The sequence below is a fragment of the Corynebacterium sp. 045007 genome, assembly GCF_040743205.1.
Lineage (GTDB): Bacteria > Actinomycetota > Actinomycetes > Mycobacteriales > Mycobacteriaceae > Corynebacterium > Corynebacterium jeikeium_D.
The window spans coordinates 1-17,047 of the sequence record NZ_JBFLKW010000009.1; the positions used below are offsets into that span (position 1 = coordinate 1).

Annotated in this window: 17 protein-coding genes and 1 tRNA gene; 6 read left to right on the forward strand and 12 right to left on the reverse strand. The window is 59.5% G+C overall.

From position 1 onward, the window contains the following. Positions 1–166: 166 nt before the first annotated feature. Positions 167–238, reverse strand: a tRNA-Asn gene (locus AB1Z34_RS05985). Positions 239–514: 276 nt separating this feature from the next. On the opposite strand from AB1Z34_RS05985, the gene AB1Z34_RS05990 reads away from it, so the two are divergent. Continuing rightward, the gene (locus AB1Z34_RS05990) at positions 515–1,672 is read left to right on the forward strand and encodes an S-(hydroxymethyl)mycothiol dehydrogenase (protein ID WP_070853989.1); all 1,158 of its coding nucleotides are present in this window, start codon (positions 515–517) and stop codon (positions 1,670–1,672) included. Further along, the gene (locus AB1Z34_RS05995) at positions 1,669–2,301 is read left to right on the forward strand and encodes an MBL fold metallo-hydrolase (protein WP_070642011.1); all 633 of its coding nucleotides are present in this window, start codon (positions 1,669–1,671) and stop codon (positions 2,299–2,301) included. The genes AB1Z34_RS05990 and AB1Z34_RS05995 overlap by 4 nt, the downstream gene beginning before the upstream one ends. Before the next feature lie 14 nt (positions 2,302–2,315). On the opposite strand, the gene dnaG is transcribed toward AB1Z34_RS05995, so the two are convergent. Further along, on the reverse strand, positions 2,316–4,247 hold the full coding sequence (gene dnaG, locus AB1Z34_RS06000; protein WP_367158054.1) for a DNA primase: 1,932 nt from the start codon (positions 4,245–4,247) through the stop codon (positions 2,316–2,318). Between the two features lie 119 nt (positions 4,248–4,366). Between dnaG and AB1Z34_RS06005 the strand changes: the two genes are divergently transcribed. Beyond that, the gene (locus AB1Z34_RS06005) at positions 4,367–4,885 is read left to right on the forward strand and encodes a ribonuclease domain-containing protein (protein ID WP_367158055.1); all 519 of its coding nucleotides are present in this window, start codon (positions 4,367–4,369) and stop codon (positions 4,883–4,885) included. A gap of 26 nt (positions 4,886–4,911) precedes the next feature. On the opposite strand, the gene AB1Z34_RS06010 is transcribed toward AB1Z34_RS06005, so the two are convergent. Further along, positions 4,912–5,607: a GAP family protein gene (locus AB1Z34_RS06010; RefSeq protein WP_083327215.1), complete on the reverse strand. Its 696-nt coding sequence runs from the start codon at positions 5,605–5,607 to the stop codon at positions 4,912–4,914. Between the two features lie 84 nt (positions 5,608–5,691). On the opposite strand from AB1Z34_RS06010, the gene AB1Z34_RS06015 reads away from it, so the two are divergent. Beyond that, positions 5,692–6,267, forward strand: a complete 576-nt coding sequence (locus tag AB1Z34_RS06015; protein ID WP_048732681.1) for a TetR/AcrR family transcriptional regulator — start codon at positions 5,692–5,694, stop codon at positions 6,265–6,267. 15 nt (positions 6,268–6,282) lie between these two features. Here the strand turns inward: AB1Z34_RS06015 and AB1Z34_RS06020 are convergent, their stop codons facing one another. Then, positions 6,283–7,575 carry a deoxyguanosinetriphosphate triphosphohydrolase gene (locus AB1Z34_RS06020; RefSeq protein WP_016423106.1) on the reverse strand — a complete coding sequence of 431 codons (1,293 nt, stop codon included), beginning with the start codon at positions 7,573–7,575 and terminating at the stop codon, positions 6,283–6,285. A 28-nt stretch (positions 7,576–7,603) separates the two neighbouring features. Here AB1Z34_RS06020 and AB1Z34_RS06025 point away from each other — a divergent pair, with 28 nt between their 5' ends. Next, positions 7,604–9,637: a TPM domain-containing protein gene (locus tag AB1Z34_RS06025; RefSeq protein WP_367158056.1), complete on the forward strand. Its 2,034-nt coding sequence runs from the start codon at positions 7,604–7,606 to the stop codon at positions 9,635–9,637. A gap of 8 nt (positions 9,638–9,645) precedes the next feature. Here AB1Z34_RS06025 and AB1Z34_RS06030 read toward each other — a convergent pair whose 3' ends face one another. The 3 genes from AB1Z34_RS06030 to AB1Z34_RS06040 are packed head-to-tail and all read right to left on the reverse strand — an operon-like array spanning position 9,646 to position 12,004. After that, on the reverse strand, positions 9,646–10,062 hold the full coding sequence (locus tag AB1Z34_RS06030; protein WP_016423108.1) for a hypothetical protein: 417 nt from the start codon (positions 10,060–10,062) through the stop codon (positions 9,646–9,648). Continuing rightward, a complete protein-coding gene (locus AB1Z34_RS06035) occupies positions 10,050–10,619 on the reverse strand; it encodes a hypothetical protein (protein ID WP_016423109.1) in 570 nt (189 codons plus the stop codon). Before AB1Z34_RS06035 ends, AB1Z34_RS06030 begins: the two co-directional genes overlap by 13 nt. Then, positions 10,619–12,004 (reverse strand): glycine--tRNA ligase, encoded by a 1,386-nt coding sequence (locus AB1Z34_RS06040; protein WP_367158057.1) that lies wholly within the window; start codon positions 12,002–12,004, stop codon positions 10,619–10,621. The genes AB1Z34_RS06035 and AB1Z34_RS06040 overlap by 1 nt, the downstream gene beginning before the upstream one ends. Before the next feature lie 190 nt (positions 12,005–12,194). Here AB1Z34_RS06040 and AB1Z34_RS06045 point away from each other — a divergent pair, with 190 nt between their 5' ends. Continuing rightward, complete coding sequence (locus AB1Z34_RS06045) at positions 12,195–12,689, forward strand: Fur family transcriptional regulator (RefSeq protein WP_016423111.1); 495 nt, start codon at positions 12,195–12,197, stop codon at positions 12,687–12,689. Positions 12,690–12,725: 36 nt separating this feature from the next. Here the strand turns inward: AB1Z34_RS06045 and AB1Z34_RS06050 are convergent, their stop codons facing one another. Genes AB1Z34_RS06050 through ybeY form a run of 5 tightly spaced genes read right to left on the reverse strand, consistent with a single transcriptional unit; the run spans position 12,726 to position 17,035 of the window. Then, on the reverse strand, positions 12,726–13,493 hold the full coding sequence (locus tag AB1Z34_RS06050; protein WP_367158084.1) for an isoprenyl transferase: 768 nt from the start codon (positions 13,491–13,493) through the stop codon (positions 12,726–12,728). Continuing rightward, complete coding sequence (gene recO / locus AB1Z34_RS06055; protein ID WP_367158058.1) at positions 13,477–14,226, reverse strand: DNA repair protein RecO; 750 nt, start codon at positions 14,224–14,226, stop codon at positions 13,477–13,479. The genes AB1Z34_RS06050 and recO overlap by 17 nt, the downstream gene beginning before the upstream one ends. Before the next feature lie 4 nt (positions 14,227–14,230). Continuing rightward, entirely contained in the window at positions 14,231–15,172 is a 942-nt protein-coding gene (gene era / locus AB1Z34_RS06060; RefSeq protein ID WP_367158086.1) for a GTPase Era, read from the reverse strand. Between the two features lie 4 nt (positions 15,173–15,176). After that, positions 15,177–16,505, reverse strand: coding sequence for a hemolysin family protein (locus AB1Z34_RS06065; RefSeq protein WP_016423115.1), 1,329 nt, complete (start codon positions 16,503–16,505; stop codon positions 15,177–15,179). Continuing rightward, the gene (gene ybeY, locus AB1Z34_RS06070; protein WP_005511056.1) at positions 16,502–17,035 is read right to left on the reverse strand and encodes an rRNA maturation RNase YbeY; all 534 of its coding nucleotides are present in this window, start codon (positions 17,033–17,035) and stop codon (positions 16,502–16,504) included. The genes AB1Z34_RS06065 and ybeY overlap by 4 nt, the downstream gene beginning before the upstream one ends. Between the last annotated feature and the right edge of the window lie 12 nt (positions 17,036–17,047).

Consider the following 17,047-nt stretch of genomic DNA (forward strand, 5'->3'; position numbering starts at 1 on the left):
TCGACACCGACTACACCCACTCAATCGGCATTCAAAAAGGCCAAATCTAACCCCCGCGACACGCCGAGCCAGACACACATTTTGACCCTTAACCCACCCTTAACCCTACTTCGCCCTAGAAATCAAGAAAGCCAGGTAGGAAACATCGTCCTACCTGGCTTAATTGCTCCTCCAGCTGGACTCGAACCAGCAACCCTTCGATTAACAGTCGAATGCTCTGCCATTGAGCTATGGAGGAATATCCACCGCACAGAACCGGCTAAACCGAACTTCGGCCATGCCGTTCCTTGCGACGGATAGATACTTTACCCAGACCCCTTGAAACTCACAAATCGCCAGGTCAAAGGTCAATTTATACCTTCTTTTCCCACACGTCATGACACCGTTGTGAGTTCTCAGAGCCACGCAATCCACGCAATCCACGCAACCTCACACAGCGCCCACAAAGCTCCTACCAGTACTGAAAACGCTTTCCATCATGCACTTTTCATACCGCGTTCATACGATGGGGCTTATGTCTGAACAAACCAACGGAACCGAAAACACCGAGCAAACCGCACGCGTTGTGCGCGGCGTTATCGCCCGCGAAAAAGGCGCACCTGTAGAACTTACTGATATCTGCATCCCGTCCCCGGGCCCGAACGATGTCATTGTTGACATCCAGGCCTGCGGCGTCTGCCATACAGACCTGGCTTACCGCGACGGCGATATCACCGACGAGTACCCGTTCTTCCTCGGCCACGAGGCCGCAGGCGTGGTCTCCGAGATTGGCGAAGAGGTCACGCATGTTGCCGTCGGCGATTTCGTCGTCCTCAATTGGCGCGCCGTCTGTGGCGAGTGCCGCGCCTGCAAGCGCGGTGAGCCACAGTACTGCTTTAGCACTTTCAACGCCTCCAAGCCCATGACGCTTGCCGACGGCACCGTCCTCACCCCAGCACTTGGAATCGGCGCTTTTGCGGATGCCACCCTCGTCCACGAGGGCCAGTGCACCAAGGTCGATTCGGCAGCCGATCCGGCCGTTGCGGGCTTGCTTGGCTGCGGTGTCATGGCCGGCATCGGTGCGGCTATTAACACCGGCGAGGTTAAGCGCGGTGAATCGGTAGCCGTCATCGGCTGCGGCGGCGTTGGTACCGCAGCTATCGCCGGTGCCAAGCTGGCCGGCGCTAGCAAGATTATTGCCATCGACATCTCGGACGAGAAGCTGGATACCGCCCGCGAATTCGGCGCGACCGAGACCATTAACTCTGCGGAGCTGGCTAAGAGCGATGAGGGCACCGGGGAAGAGGATCCCGTCGTTAAGCGAGTGCGTGAGCTGACCGACGGTTTCGGTGCTGACGTCGTGATTGATGCGGTCGGCCGTCCGGAAACCTACAAGCAGGCGTTCTACGCCCGTGACCTGGCTGGACGCGTTGTTCTGGTCGGCGTTCCGGCGCCGACAATGGAGCTGGACATCCCGCTGGCGGATGTGTTTAGTCGCGGTGGTGCGTTGAAGTCGTCCTGGTACGGCGACTGCCTGCCGGAGCGCGACTTCCCGATGCTGGTGGATCTGTCGTTGCAGAACCGTCTGCCACTAGAGGGCTTCGTGACGGAACGCATTGGCATTGAGGATGTTGACGAGGCCTTCGAAACTATGAAGGCCGGTAAGGTACTGCGATCGGTGGTGGCGCTGTGAACAAGGATTTGAGGGTTGACCACGTTCTCACGTCGGGCACGTTCTCGCTCGATGGTGGCACGTGGGACGTAGACAACAACGTATGGGTGCTCGGCGATGACCGTGAGGTCATTGTCATCGATGCGGCGCATGAGGCGCAGCCGATTATTGATGCGGTGGACGGTCGCAAGGTAAAGGCGATTGTATGCACCCACGCGCACAACGACCACATCACTGTGGCCCCTGAACTGCAGGAGAAGCTCGACGCTCCCCTGCTCGTCCACCCGGGCGACCAGATGCTGTGGGATCAGTCCTGGCCGGACCTGGCGCACGAGGATCTCGCGCATGGTCAGCGCCTGGAGATTGCAGGCACGGAGGTTGTCATTATTAACACTCCGGGTCACTCCCCTGGCTCGTGCTGCCTGTACGTGCCGGAGGCCGCGGAGTTGTTCTCTGGTGACACGCTGTTTTCCGGCGGTCCGGGGGCGACCGGTCGGTCCTACTCGGATTTCGACACGATTATTAACTCCATCCGCGACAACCTGCTGACTCTGCCTGCGGAAACGACTGTCCGCACGGGTCATGGCGACCACACGACGATTGGCCGCGAGGCTCCGCACTTGGAAGAGTGGATTCGCCGCGGCTACTAGTCGCTAGCCACTAGCTACTCAAACACGACCTTGACCGCCTCTGCTTGCAGTTCGCGGCGGTACTGCTCCATCGCGAGCAAGTCCGCGAACAGCGAGTTGTAGGCGGTTTCGTCGTCTGAGGGGCGCATTCGTGAGAGCATCGCCTTCAGCTGTGCAATTTGGTCACCGACCCACACCTCCTGCAACCGCGCCAGAATCGCCTGCGCATACGGGCGCAGCGTCTCTGCATCGACGGCGATTTGCTCCACGCCCAGCTCAGTCACGAGATGCTTGACGACGTCCTCCCGCGCCTGATCCATAATTGCGGTCGCCCAACTATGTGGCTGTGTGGCCGCTTCCCCGCAGGCACCACCTGCAGCCATGATGGCATCGAATACCGCCCGGTAGGTCGGATGCCCAAAGGTCTCGGGTGCGAGCGCATCGAATACCGGGCCGGTGGTGGCGGGCTCTTGAATTGCCAACTTGAGAGCCTCACGCTGCGCATAGAGCACAGGGTCCCGCGGGTTTGGATACGGCAGTGCCGGGTTGCGCCGGCGCCGCGCTTCCTCTGCCTCTTCGCGGGCACGGGCCTCTTCTTGGCGACGCTGGTAGGGAGTGCGCTTTTCATTCTGTGGCCGACTGGCCTCCTCGCGGACGCGCTGCACCAGCTCGGCTTCATCATTCCAGCCAATCCAGCCGGCAACTTCGCGGGCATACTCATCGCGCAACGCCGCGTCCTTGAGCTGGGCCAGGACAGGCACCACTCGGCGCAGCCCGGAGACCCTGCCATTAGCGGTGGTCAGGTCATAGTCGGCCAGAAGTGTGCGGAGGACAAATTCGATCAATGGCCGTCGTGAAGCAACGAGATCGCGGACTGCGGCCTCGCCCTTCTTCTGGCGCAGATCACACGGATCCATGCCGTCCGGCGCGACCGCGACGTAGGACTGGCCGGTGAAGTTCTGCTCCCCCTCGAAGGCGCGCATGGCGGCCTTTTGCCCTGCCTCGTCGCCGTCGAAGGTGTAGATGAGTTCGCCGCGGAAGAAGTTGTCGTCGAGCATGAGACGACGCAGCAGCTGGAGGTGCTCCTCGCCGAAAGCGGTGCCACAGGACGCGACGGCTGTGGTCACGCCCGAGGCGTGCATGGCCATGACGTCGGTGTAGCCCTCCACGATTACAGCCTGATGACCAGCGGCAATATCCTTCTTTGCCAGATCCAAGCCGAAGAGCACCTTGGACTTCTTGTACAGCATGGTCTCGGGCGTGTTCATGTACTTGCCCAGATTGTCATCGTCAAAAAGCTTGCGGGCACCAAAGCCGATGACATCGCCGGACATATTGCGAATCGGCCACATGAGACGACGGTGAAAACGATCGATCGGCCCCATACGCCCCATCTTGGAAAGACCCGCCTTGTCCAACTCCTCGAAGCTAAAGCCCAGGCGCTGCAGGTGCTTGGTTAGAGTGTCCCAGCCGGCCGGCGAGTAGCCACAGCCGAACTGGGCCGCGTGCTCAGCAGTGAAGCCGCGGTTTTCCAGAAACTCGCGCGCGGGCGCTGCCGCTGGAGTGGAGAACTGTTCGCAGTAGAACTTCTGTGCCTCGCGGTTTGCGGCGATGAGACGCTGGCGAGTTCCCGGTTCCTCGCGACGGCCCGTGCCGCCGCCCTCATAGTTAATGTGGAAGCCAATTTTCTCCGCGCAGGCTTCGACAGCCTCCGGGAACGACAGGTGTTCCATCTCCATGAGGAAGCTGAATACATCACCGCCCTTGCCGGTGGAAAAGCAGTGGTAGTAGCCATGATTGGGGCGTACGTGGAACGACGGCGTGCGCTCGTCTTTAAAAGGCGAAAGCCCTTTCAGAGAATCCGCGCCAGCCGGTTTGAGGTTCACGTATTCTGCAACGATCTCCTCAATCGGAGTCCGTTCGCGGATTGCCGCGATATCGGAGTCCGGAATTCTTCCCCTAGCCATGAAAATAACCTTACCCAACCCGTCCAATCGACTCCGCCGTAGAGGTTTCGCTTACCGACGAGCCGCCCGCGCCCAGCCCATAACGTGCCGGCGGCGACCGATATGGAAAGATACTAGCCATGGCTGAGTGGAAGAAGATTGCGAGCGGCGTAGGCGCTGCCGCCCTGGTGCTGGCTGGTAGTTACCTGGGACTCGATGGCGGAGACCAGAACTCTACGGCATCCGAGAACTCACAGGGGTCGCAGAATACCGAAACGCAGACTTCCGCTGCGCCCAGCGCGAAACCAGGCCCTAAACCTGGCCCCAACTCGGGCAGCAACAAGGCTGGCACCAAGGGTGCCACCTGCGCAGTAGATACCCTGCCGCAGGAGGCCGACGATGTCATCGACCGCATCCTGACCGACCAGGACCACATCTATTCGCAGCACGACGGCAAGCACTTCGGCAACTACGAGGGACGCCTGCCGAAGGAGCGCGGTGACTACTACCGCGAATACACCGTGACCACCCCGGGCAATTCCAGCCGCGGTGCACGCCGCATCGTTGTCGGCGGCGGTTCCGAAAATGACCCGGATGTCTGGTACTACACCGACGACCACTACGAGAGCTTCTGCGAAATTCCTGACGCGGAGGAGTGAGCCAAAGTATCACTGCGGAATTAGCGCTACCCGATAAAACCGAGTTGATTTGCGCTCCGGGCAACAAGAACGATGCCAATTATTGCTGCCACCCACAAAACAGTGACCTTTGTTTCATATTCCAACCGGGGGATAACGCTCACTACCCGGTTGTAGACCTTATCTCCAAAGGCTGCGAAGAGCACTCCAACAATGACTGCGGGCGAAATCATCACTACACAGTAGAGCGCGAGGATAAGCAGTTGCACTGCGAAAGGCACTGCCATCGATTCAATAATTCCGATTGCCGCCAAGTACGGCAACATCGTACCGACCTCGACAACTGCTGCAGCTAAGGCTAAACCCACCATCGCAGGGAGACCGGCAGAACCTTTCTTAGTGTCCTCCGACCGAGATTCAATTACCTCTTCGACGGTCCGTTTCTTGGGATTCGGTGCCAGGATTCCGTAAGCAGCTAACAAAATACCCAACACCATCATCACCCAACTGAACAAAGTGTTGGATGCAATGCCCGAGACTGCGTCTAAAGCCTGACGCAGGCCGAAAAAGAGCGCGATGCCAACCGCAAAGTAGGACAAGACAATTGTCCCTAAATAAGTAACGTATTCGGCACCCCTCATCCTCCGCCAGACGATGAGCAGCACTACTGGAATCAGCAGGGTTCCAGCACTGAGACTGTCAAGAAGCGCAAGCCCCACAAGAACAAGATAGTCCATCTCCATCACTCCCTCGTACATTCGTATAGTAAACTATCATACAGTCGTACGGGAAGTGGCGCGAATGAAACCCCAAAGGAGTTTTAGGATATGAGCATGATGTCACCTCAAGAAAAAGCCATTTCCGATGCAGCAATCAAAGTAATTGTTAACCAGGGGTTCGACGTTGTCAGCGTTCGAAAAGTGGCTCAACAGGCGGGCGTAGCCCCTGGAACAGTGCAGTATTTTATGGGCACGAAAGACGAACTACTCAGCAGGGCACTTCTGCGCTCGGCAGCACGACAGCATGAAAGAGTCTCGTCGTTACGCTTTCAATCGAATACCTCGCCGCTAGAACAGCTCCACCGCTCCCTGCTCGAACTACTCCCCATCGGCCCAATACAGCGCGAAGACGCAGCACTGTGGGTTATCCTCGGTGCCGCTGCATCAACACGCAAAGTCCTGGCCCAGGAGTACCAGAACGAACTCAGTAGATTCCAGGACCATCTCATTTCAGCACTGTCCGCCGCAGACGTCCCTGGAGATATAGCTCAGACGGCCCGGCTCATCACAGCTATCGTAAATGGACTAGCCCTCGATTACATGCATGCGAAGCCCGACGCAGAGACTACGAAGGCGCTTTCCGATGACCTCAGTAGTAGCCTTCAGCGGATACTTCAAAAATAGTAATCGCTGACAGCACTACCCCCACGCCGCAGCCACACCAGCAATCTGGCGATCAAGCCGCTCTACACGCGATTCCGTCATCGACGCTAGCTGATCAACGATAACCCGCAGCCGCGCTTGGTCACTCTCCGCCCGGGAATAGAGCCACTGGAACATCGGATCAAGCGTCCCTGGAGCACCTTCCTGCAGATACTCGGCCACCCGGAAAAGACGATCGCGTTCACGCTCCTGACGGCGAATATGACGCGGAAGATCCATCACATACAGCACGGCGATGGTCTTCAGCATGGTGACCTCCGCCAGAATCGAGCTGGGCACGGCGAGGTCCGCGTCGTAACGCCCGAGCGGAAGCGTCGACCCGGAGGCAGCACGCGTACCCGCGACGGAAGCCGTGACGAAACGGCCGACCAGCTCCGAGGTCATCCGTTTCAGCGCGACCAGCGAGCGCAGCGAACCATCATAGGACGCCGCAGCTGATACCACCGGCAAGCTGGCAAGACGCCCGGCAGCCTCGACGAGCTCCGCTGGATCGCCACCAAATGCGGCAGCGCCCTTGTCCGCGAGCGCGGCCAGTTCCACCGTGTCCCACAGAACACCCAGGTCAACGCGGCCAGAGACGATGCCATCCTCGACATCGTGGACGGAATAGGCGACATCGTCAGACCAGTCCATAATCTGCGCCTCAAGACACTGCTTGCCGTGCGGAACGCCCTGGCGAATCCACTGCAGAATCGCAGCATCTTCCTGGTAAGCCCCGTACTTGTGGCGGAGCTGACCATCGGGACCGATCGGTGTCCACGGGTACTTACAAGCCGCATCGAGCGCCGCCCGAGTGAGATTGAGTCCGCAGGGCTCACCTGTACCATCGAGCACCTTCGGCTCGAGGCGAGTGAGAATACGCAGCGTCTGCGCGTTGCCCTCAAACCCGCCGCACCCAGCAGCAATCTCGTTGAGGGCGCGCTCGCCGTTGTGACCATACGGCGGATGCCCGATGTCATGCGTCAGGCCGGCCAGCTCTGCGAGATCCTCATCTGCACCCAACTCGCTGGCGATTCCGCGGGAAATCTGCGCGACCTCCAGCGAGTGAGTCAGGCGTGTGCGCGGAGTATCGCCCTCCCCTGGCCCCACAACCTGGGTTTTGTCAGCCAGCCTGCGCAGCGCTGCGGAGTGCAGGACGCGGGCGCGATCTCGCGCAAACGCCGCCCGGTGAGATTCTAAGGACTGCACCCCGGGCAGCAATGACTGCTTCGGAGACTCCTCGACAATACGAGCGAGTTCAAAAGATGAATACGAAAATTTACCGGCCACGTAATTATTGTTACGTATCCTTGTAGATATGTCTGACAGGAATCGCGTGTTTCGCCCCCTTTACCTTGCCGCATCGGGTGCTTTTCTCGGCCTGAGCTTGCCGCTAATTACTGCCGCGCTACCGGCACAGCCACCGGTTCACGCACCTGCTTCGCTGCTGGCACTCGCACCGTCAGCACCACTGTCGCACGCCGAGGCACCGACAGATGTGTCGGGCGAGGTGGCTGATCTCGCAGGTGTGCTGAGCAGCGGCGATGAAGCTCGTCTGAAGGAGCAGATTCAGCAACTCAAGACCGACAAGCGACTCCTGTTCTCGGTGTTTTACATCAAGAGCTTCGACGGCATTCAGGGCGAACAGTGGGCGCAGCAGGCCTGGGAGCACCTCGGAGCTGCCGACAACCGCGGTGTCCTGGTCGTCGCCGTGGAAGACCGAAACCTCGGCGCTTTCGTCGGAGACTCCTTCCCCCGCAACGCGGAGGCCATCAACAGAGCAGCTCAAGGGCAGTTGTTAGAGGATGACAACTGGGCAGCTGCGGGTGAAGCTGCCATCGCCGAGGCAGGCGGTGGCAGCGGCTCCGCCGGTGGGTGGGCACTCGGCGCCGGCCTCGGTGGTGCCGCCGTTGTCGGTGGCGCCACCTGGGCCGTGAGCCGCCGCAATAAGAAGAAGCGCGATGAGGAGGAGATCGCTCGTGGCCGCAACATCGACCCCAAGGATGTCTCTTCGCTGGACTCGCTGAGCACCAGCTCGCTCGATGTTCTTGCGCACGATGAGATTGTCAGTACCGATGAGTCCATTCGCAAAGCCCGCACCGAGCTCGACCTCGCCCGCGCTGAGTTCGGCACCGAACGCATCCGCAGCTTCGACAACGCACTGAAGCACTCTCAGTCCACGCTCGAGCGTGCGTTTGCACTTCGCCAACAGCTTGACGACGGCTCCGTGTCCGACGAAATCGAGCGCCGCAGTGTCCTGCTGGAGATTATCTCCACCTGTGGTGTTGCGGATGACCAGCTCGACGGCGAGGCCGCAAACTTCCAGAAACTCCGCCAGGAGTTGATGAATGCTGAAGCGACGATTTCGAAGCTCACTCAGCGAAGTGTCGAGCTGCGTTCACGTATGCCGCGTGCCGGCGAAATTCTCGATGGTCTGCGCGCACGTTACGAAGAGCAGATGCTCAGCTCTGTGACCGACAATATCGACATGGCCACGGAGCACCTGAATCAGGCTGACCAGTCAATGTCTGAGGCCCGCCGCATCGCGGACCTACCTGCCGGTGAGCAAGGTGGTCTGATTGATGCGCTGTCGGCCACCGACTTTGCGCTCACACAGGCAGAGAGTCTTCTGGAGGCCATTGAACACGCCGATAGCGATATTCACGCTGCAGTCGCTGGACTGGCTTCCCTTATCGCCGAGGTCCGCGGTGAAATCGATGAGGCCTCGCACCTGATGTCGGCACCGCAAGGCGCCAACATCAACCGCGAGCGTCTCAATGCGGCCATCGAAGCAGGCCGTGAAGCACTCGGTGTGGCAGCCAATAAGTCCGAAGTGGATCCACTGAGTTCCTGGACCGCACTGACCGATGCCGATGAGCTACTCGACGAAGCCCTCGACTCCGCTCGAGACAAGGCCGCGTCGTTCGCCCGCGCTACCGCTACTTTGCAGCACAGCATGCAGGATGCCGACAATCACATTCGCGCCGCGGCTGACTTAATTGCTACCCGCCGCCGTGTGGTTGGCGCTGAGGCTCGCACTCGCCTCGCGGAGGCGCAGCGTGCTTACGGCTCTGCTCAGGGCTTGGCCAACGACGATCCGCGAAAGGCGTTGGCCTACGCACGTCGTGCGCGCAAGCTCGCGGCTGAGGCCGCTGACTTGGCCCGCCGTGACATCCGCCGCTACCAGGATCAGCGCCGCGGTGGCGGCAGCAACGGATCGATGGTCGCCGGCATGGTGCTGGGAAGCATGCTCAGCAACAACAGCGGCTTTGGTGGCAGCATCGGTGGCTTCGGCGGTTTCGGCGGAGGTTCGAGCCGACCAGGCGGCTCCGGCAGCACAATGGGCTTCTAGATTCCCGCCTAAATTCGCATCTGGCGTGGTCCATCCACAGACCACGTCGCCAGAGCGGCGGCAATCAGCCAGTCTTCGAAACTCCCCCGGAAGTCTCCTTTCTGGGCATAGACACCAAATACCCCTCGGCCTAGACTGTCCTCTCTGACGATTCGGGCGAGCTCATAGCCTGGCCGCTCGATGTCGAAGACCGTGCGAATTCCCCGTCCTTCTCTGTTTAGGACGAAAGAATCCCCCTCATCCGGATTCGTCATCACTAGCGCGTTCGTGCTAAAAAAGCGGGCTTTCACCTGCCAGCCACGCCCTTGTGACGAGGTGATCCAGAAAGCACTAAAGACCCCGTCCTGACAGCTCCAGCCGTCGGACAGGGCCTTTTGGTTCTCGTCGTAAACGACGCCGTCTGCAATAGTTGCTACACGATCCACACCCAAATCATATAGGCAATCAGCAAGAGCAAGCAGACAGTGAGAATCCAGGTAGAGGAAACCATGCGGGACTCCAGCACTCGACGAGCACTGTAGACCAGGAAGATCTTCTCCTCTTCCGGCAGCGCACGGCCCTCATCGGTGTCGAACTGCACCTCTGCGTGGCGCACGCCACGGGACGCACCGGTAAACTGACCCCACTTCTCGCCGGTCTTCGCATTCTCGATGACGTAGTTCGTCGATCCCTCGCACACCAGCTTGCCTTCAGGACGATCCGGCCCAAAGGTCACTGAAAGCTGCTTGGCTCGCGAAATCTTGTCACGGTCAGCAGCAACGGTCGAGAACACGCGGCCGTTGGGAAGCGTGGCGGAAACACGGTGATTAGCAGAGGCATCAATGACCCACTCCCCTTCCGGGGTGTTGAGGCGATCGCCCTGCTCATCACGGATGTACGTGCCGACTTCGGTGCTTTCCTTCAGAATCGGCCAGGTTTGCTCGGATTTTTCCCGAGAGCCGTCGCCGAGACTATAGGATTCCCAAAAAACTTCTTCGGCCATTAGCAGCCCACCAGGCGAGCTGCGAGGTAGCCTTCCAGCTCGTCAATCTTGACGCGCTCCTGCTCCATGGTGTCGCGGTCACGGACGGTCACAGCGTTGTCCTCGAGAGTATCGAAGTCAACGGTGACACAGAACGGAGTACCGATCTCATCCTGGCGACGGTAACGACGGCCGATAGCACCGGAGGTGTCGTAATCGACGGCCCAGTACTGGCGCAGCTTGTCCGCGACAGCCTCAGCGGTCGGAGTCAGGGTGTCCTTCTTCGACAGCGGCAGAACAGCAACCTTAACCGGCGACAGACGCGGGTCTAGCTTCAGCACGGTACGGGTGTCGGTGCCGCCCTTTGCGTTCGGCACCTCTTCCTCGGTGTAGGCATCACACAGGAAGGCCATCAAGGCGCGGGTCAGACCGAAGGACGGCTCAATGACGTACGGAACGTACTTTTCGCCGGTGACCTGGTCGTGGTAACGCAGGTCTTCCTTGGAGTGCTCGATGTGGCAGCCGAGGTCGTAGTCCGTACGGTTGGCGACACCCATCAGCTCGCCCCACTCGTTGCCCTGGAAGTGGAAGCGGTACTCGAAGTCAATCGTGCGTGCAGAGTAGTGAGCGCGCTCGTCCTTCGGAACGTCGAACTGACGCATGTTCTCCGGGTTAACGCCCAGGTCAATGAACCAGTTCCAGCAGGCGTCGACCCACTCATCGAACTTCTCTTCCGCCTGGTCCGGTGCGACGAAGTACTCGATCTCCATCTGTTCGAACTCGCGGGTACGGAAGATGAAGTTACCCGGGGTGATCTCGTTGCGGAATGCCTTACCGGTCTGGCCGATACCGAACGGTGGCTTCAGGCGAGCCGTGGTCATAACGTTCTTGAAGTTGACGAAGATACCCTGAGCGGTCTCCGGGCGCATGTAGTGCAGGCCCTGCTCATTGTCGACCGGGCCGAGGAAGGTCTTCATCAGACCGGAGAACATCTGCGGCTCGGTCCAGTTGCCCGGCTGACCGGTCTCCGGGTCCGGAACGTCTGCCAAACCATTGGCCGGCAGGTGACCGTGCTTGGCCTCGTAGGCCTCCAGCAGGTGGTCAGCGCGGTAGCGCTTGTGGGTGTGCAGGGACTCCACCAGCGGGTCGGTGAAGGTAGCGACGTGGCCGGAAGCTTCCCAGACCTGGCGCGGCAGGATAATGGAGGAATCCAGGCCGACGACATCCTTACGGCCGGTGACGAAGGTCTTCCACCACTGGCGCTTGATGTTTTCCTTCAGCTCCACACCCAGGGGACCGTAATCCCATGCCGAGCGGGTACCGCCGTAAATTTCACCACACGGGTAAACGAACCCCCTGCGCTTACACAGGTTGGCGACGGTATCGACAACTGACTTAGGTGCCACGGTCTAGACCACTCCTTATAAATGGCTTCGCATCGCACACCACACGCCTTTTCCGGGCACACAATTCAGCCCGTTCCGTGCGGCGAACGACATAATGAAAAGCAAAATGTACTGACCCCAACAGGCCAGTTAAAAGTTCCCCTATACTCTAGCGCATCTTGTCCAACCGATACCGGGTAGTGTCGGTTACATGGCTGGCGAAGATATGCACGAAGTTAGTTCTGGCGAAAACCCACGTGGTACGGGCTCCCCCGCTAGCACCGGGGCACACGCCTCCGCGCGGCCGGCCGCAACCCGCATCGGCCAGCGCAGTACTCGCCAACGCCGCGCCGTCGTGTCGATTATGAGTGAGGCCCCTAATTTTCGCTCCGCTGCTGACATTCATAAGTCGCTGACGGAACGTGGGGACAAGGTCGGCTTGACGACGGTCTATCGGACGCTCCAGTCCCTTGCAGAAATGGACATTGTCGATGTTCTGCACAATGCCTCCGGAGAGGCTCTCTACCGGCTGTGCGGTGACCACCACCATCATCACCTGGTCTGCACCGATTGCGGCAGCACCGTTGAAGTCGCCGGCGGCCCTGTCGAGCAGTGGGCTCACAGCCTTGCGGAGGAGCACGGTTTTAATCTGACCGGGCACACTGCTGAGGTCTTCGGCCTGTGCAGGGACTGCCAGAAGAAGTAGCCCGGGCTCCCTCCCCCCCCCTAAAAAATATCGGCTCTAGGCCTTGCCGAACCTACGGTCGCGCTTGGCGTACTCCACCACTGCGGCGCGCATGTCATCCCGACCGAAATCCGGGAAAAGCTTGTCCTGATAGACCATCTCCGCATAGGCGGACTGCCAGATTAAGAAGTTGGACGTGCGCTGCTCGCCCGATGGACGCAGGAACAGATCAACATCCGGCATAGTCGGCTCATCCAGGAACTGTGCGAAAGACTTCTCGGTCAAGTCATATTCGCTGAGCTCCCCCGCTGCTGCCTGACGAGCAATCTCTCTAGCAGCATCAACAATTTCAGCGCGACCACCGTAGTTGACGCACATATACAGAGTTAGCGCGTCATTGTCCTTCGTCTGCTCCTCGGCAATCTCAAGTTCCTTAATAACCGAGCGCCACAGTCGCGGGCGACGCCCTGCCCAACGCACGCGAACGTTCTTCGAATCCAACTCATCACGACGTCGGCACAGCACATCGCGATTAAAGCCCATAAGGAATCGGACCTCATCGACCGAACGGCGCCAATTCTCAGTGGAAAATGCGTAAGCCGACAGGTGCTTGACGCCCATCTCCAAACAAGCATCGACGCACTCCATCAGCACGGCCTCACCACGCTTGTGCCCCTCGGTGCGTTTGAGCCCACGCTGTTCGGCCCATCTACCATTGCCGTCCATCACGAGCGCGATGTGATTGGGCACGAATTGCTGCGGTACAGGAGGATTCAACACGCTTCCTATTGTGCCCCACCGCTGACGTTTACTGCCAAAAAGCATCCACATGTTCCAGCGCCGGCACCCGGCGGCCCAGGTAGTACTGCAGGTACTTCGCCGTTAGGGTACGCGCCGTCGCCATCCGTCCCTCGAATTCGCTTGACGACGTATCGATGCCCGCCCATTGCTCATGAGCAAGCTGCCACATTAGATGCAGAACCTCGGTCGGCGGAGTATCTGCACCCGGTGGCCGGCAGTTAGTGCACACTGCTCCGCCCAGTGCGGGAGAAAACGCGTGGTGCGGGCCGGCTTTGCCGCAGCCTGCGCATTCAAAGAGGCTTGGCTGCCAACCTGCCTGCGCCATTGCTCGCAGGATGTAGGAGGTCAGCAACAAATCGGGGCGATGGCGACCGGCCGCAACGTCGTCGAGCGATTGGGTGGTGAGATCCCACAATTCGGGAGCCGGCACTTGCTCCTCGCCGACAATGCGTTCGGCGACGTCCAGGACTGCACACGCACAGGTGTAGCGCGCATAGTCGTCGACAAGCGGTGCTGCCCACGTGCGCACGGTATCTGCGCCTGCGATAGTGGACAGTCCTCGGCGTCGGTAGATGTTGACATCCACGTCGACGAATGGTGACAGGCGGGAGCCGAAGCGGCTCTTCGCGCGCCGCACGCCTTTGGCGACACCGCGGACTAGGCCGTGGTCGCGGGTGAAAAGGACGATGATGCGGTCGGCTTCTCCGAGGTCGTAGCGGCGTACGACCAGCGCACGGTCGCGATACGGCTCGACCAATTTTTTAGAATCCCAACTTGCCCAGCTGCTTCGGGTCCGACTGCCAGTCCTTCAGCACCTTCACGCGCAGGTCGAGGTAAACATTCTGACCGAGCAGCGCAATGAGTTCCTTACGAGCCTTATGAATGGTGGTGCCCATGCGTCGACCGTCGCGTCCCATGAGGATGGACTTCTGCCCCGAACGCTCGACATAGATAACGGCGTGGACATCCAGGACGCCTTCGCGGTCCTGGTTTGGCAGCACCTCATCGATCTGGACTGCCACGGAATGCGGCAACTCATCGCGCAGACCGCCGAGGGCCGCCTCGCGGATGAGCTCTGCCATCCGGGTGTGCAGATCCTCATCGGTGATGTGCCCCTTCGGGTACAGGCGCGGTCCCTCCGGCAACTGGGAAGCCATGACATCAATCAGCGTGTTGATGTTCTCGCCGGACTTCGACGACAGTGGCACAAGCTCGGCATCCGGACCGAGCAACTCCTGCAGCTCGATAAGGCGCTCAATAATGGTGTCGCGCGAGACCTTATCCACCTTGGACACAATGCCCATGATGTTCCTGCAACCTTTGGAGACGTTCTCGTAAATCCAGCGGTCACCGGGGCCAATTTTCTCGTCGGCAGGCACGACCATCGCGACCAAGTCCACATCGGAGTAGGTCTCCTGAACCATGTCATTCAGACGCTCACCGAGCAGCGTGCGTGGCTTGTGCAGACCTGGCGTATCCACGACAACAATCTGACAGTTCTCGCGGTGGACTACACCTCGGACTGGATGACGCGTGGTTTCCGGCTGGTTAGCGGTAATAGCGATCTTCTCGCCCACCAGGGAATTGGTCAGCGTGGACTTACCGGTATTCGGACGCCCCACAATGGAAACGAACCCAGAGCGAAAGCCCTCCGGCGCACTGTAATCATCAGCATCTCCGCCAAGTCCAGCATTGGCCAGCATGTCATCAAGATTGCCCATCAGTATCTTCTTCCTCGGAGTAAAACTCCGCAGTCGGCTCCACCACCACAGTGCGTACCCGCATACGACCACGACGGTCACGCGAGCCCTCGGCGGTAAACTTCAGTCCTGCATATTCTACGTACGAACCGGGCAGTGGCACACGTCCAAGCTCATATGCCAACAGACCGGAGACCGTATCCACCTCATCGGTGACCTCGTCATCGAAGACGAGTTGGCGCCCGTGGGCTTCGTCGTAAAGCTCTATGAGCTCGCCCAAGCTGAGGCGCGCCTGCACGCGGTAGGAGGCATCCCCCAGTGGTTCGATGGGGGCCTGCTCGGCCTCGTCGTATTCGTCGGCAATCTCACCGACAATCTCCTCGAGGATGTCCTCAATAGAGATAAGACCGGCGACCGATCCGTATTCGTCGATGAGAATGGCGATGTGATTGCGGGTGCGCTGCATTTCATCGAGCAGATCATCCAGTGGCTTGGAGTCGGGAACAAAAACGCAGTCGCGCATGACTTCGGAGACGCGAACACCGCGGCCACCATCAGTACGCGAGTACGTCTGCTGGACAATGTCCTTCAAGTAAATGACGCCGACGATGTCCTCAACGCTCTCGCCAATCACCGGCAGTCGCGAGTGACCCGACTTCACGCATAGGGCCACTGCCTGACCACAGTGCTTATCCGCCTCGATCCACACCATCTCTGGGCGCGGAACCATAACTACGCGTGCCGACGTTTCCGCGAGATCAAACACAGACTGAATCATGCGGCGCTCATCGTGCTCCACAATGCCGCGCTCCTGGGCGATATCGACCATCTCGCGCAACTCGACTTCGGTGGCGAACGGGCCATCGCGGAAGCCACCACCAGGGGTGATGATGTTGCCGAACCAAATCAGCAATTTTTCCAGTGGCCCCAACACCTTGGCCATAAAACTCAGAACGACCGCGGTAGCAAGGGAAATCGAGTACGGGTTCTTCCGACCCATCGTGCGGGAAAACACCCCGAGGACCAGGAAGGTGAACAGAGCGAGCAACACCACTGCAGCCACAATGGCCCAGCGTTCCGGCTCGAAAAGCTTAAGACAGACCGCCGCAAGCGTCACTGCACCAATTGACTCGCACAGCGTACGCAAGATCACCAGCACATTGACGTGCCGGGCGCGATTTTCTACGACCTTGAGAAGAGCATTAGCACCTGCGACCTCGTCGCGCTGCAGTTCTGCCACGCGTGCACGGGAAATGCCTGCGACCGCAGTTTCGACTGTGTTAAGTCCGCCAGCGCAGATCATCGCCACAACGGCGACAATTATCAAAGTGATCATCGCTCGTTAGAACGCTCCGGGAACGCATTGGGGTTAATTGGTTTTTCGGAAAAGCTCACGCCACGACGATCGATGTCGTCGTACCAATCCGCCAACAGGCCATTCTGCAGGGAGAACATCTGGCGCTCTTCCTCCGCCGTGACATGGTCATAACCCAACAGGTGCAGTACGCCGTGCACGGTGAGCAGAACCAACTCGTGGCTCAGCGGATGACCTGCACGCTCCGCCTGCCCCGCGGCAAACTCCGGGCACAACACAATGTCGCCCAGCATTGCAGGCCCTGGGCTAGCTGCATCTGGTCGGCCAGAGCCAGGAGTGAGCTCATCCATCGGGAAGCTCATCACATCTGTCGGACCCGGCAGATCCAGCCAGCGCACATGGAGGTCTTCGATTGTCTTCAAGTCGACAATGTGAATGCTCAGCTCGGCTGCCGGATGCACGTCCAGGCGGCCCAGCGCATAACGGGCAACGTCGATAAGCGACTCTTCATTGACGCCCTGACCGGACTCGTTGAAAACTTCAATGCTCATGTAATTTCAGCG

Excerpts from the sequence above, each read along its gene's own strand:
- AB1Z34_RS05990 (WP_070853989.1), top strand. The coding sequence starts at position 515 with ATGTCTGAACAAACCAACGGAACCGAAAACACCGAGCAAACCGCACGC.
- dnaG (WP_367158054.1), bottom strand. The coding sequence starts at position 4,247 with ATGGCTAGGGGAAGAATTCCGGACTCCGATATCGCGGCAATCCGCGAA.
- AB1Z34_RS06005 (WP_367158055.1), top strand. The coding sequence starts at position 4,367 with ATGGCTGAGTGGAAGAAGATTGCGAGCGGCGTAGGCGCTGCCGCCCTG.
- AB1Z34_RS06010 (WP_083327215.1), bottom strand. The coding sequence starts at position 5,607 with ATGGAGATGGACTATCTTGTTCTTGTGGGGCTTGCGCTTCTTGACAGT.
- AB1Z34_RS06015 (WP_048732681.1), top strand. The coding sequence starts at position 5,692 with ATGAGCATGATGTCACCTCAAGAAAAAGCCATTTCCGATGCAGCAATC.
- AB1Z34_RS06025 (WP_367158056.1), top strand. The coding sequence starts at position 7,604 with ATGTCTGACAGGAATCGCGTGTTTCGCCCCCTTTACCTTGCCGCATCG.
- AB1Z34_RS06035 (WP_016423109.1), bottom strand. The coding sequence starts at position 10,619 with ATGGCCGAAGAAGTTTTTTGGGAATCCTATAGTCTCGGCGACGGCTCT.
- AB1Z34_RS06045 (WP_016423111.1), top strand. The coding sequence starts at position 12,195 with ATGGCTGGCGAAGATATGCACGAAGTTAGTTCTGGCGAAAACCCACGT.
- AB1Z34_RS06050 (WP_367158084.1), bottom strand. The coding sequence starts at position 13,493 with ATGCTTTTTGGCAGTAAACGTCAGCGGTGGGGCACAATAGGAAGCGTG.
- era (WP_367158086.1), bottom strand. The coding sequence starts at position 15,172 with ATGCTGGCCAATGCTGGACTTGGCGGAGATGCTGATGATTACAGTGCG.
- AB1Z34_RS06065 (WP_016423115.1), bottom strand. The coding sequence starts at position 16,505 with ATGATCACTTTGATAATTGTCGCCGTTGTGGCGATGATCTGCGCTGGC.
- ybeY (WP_005511056.1), bottom strand. The coding sequence starts at position 17,035 with ATGAGCATTGAAGTTTTCAACGAGTCCGGTCAGGGCGTCAATGAAGAG.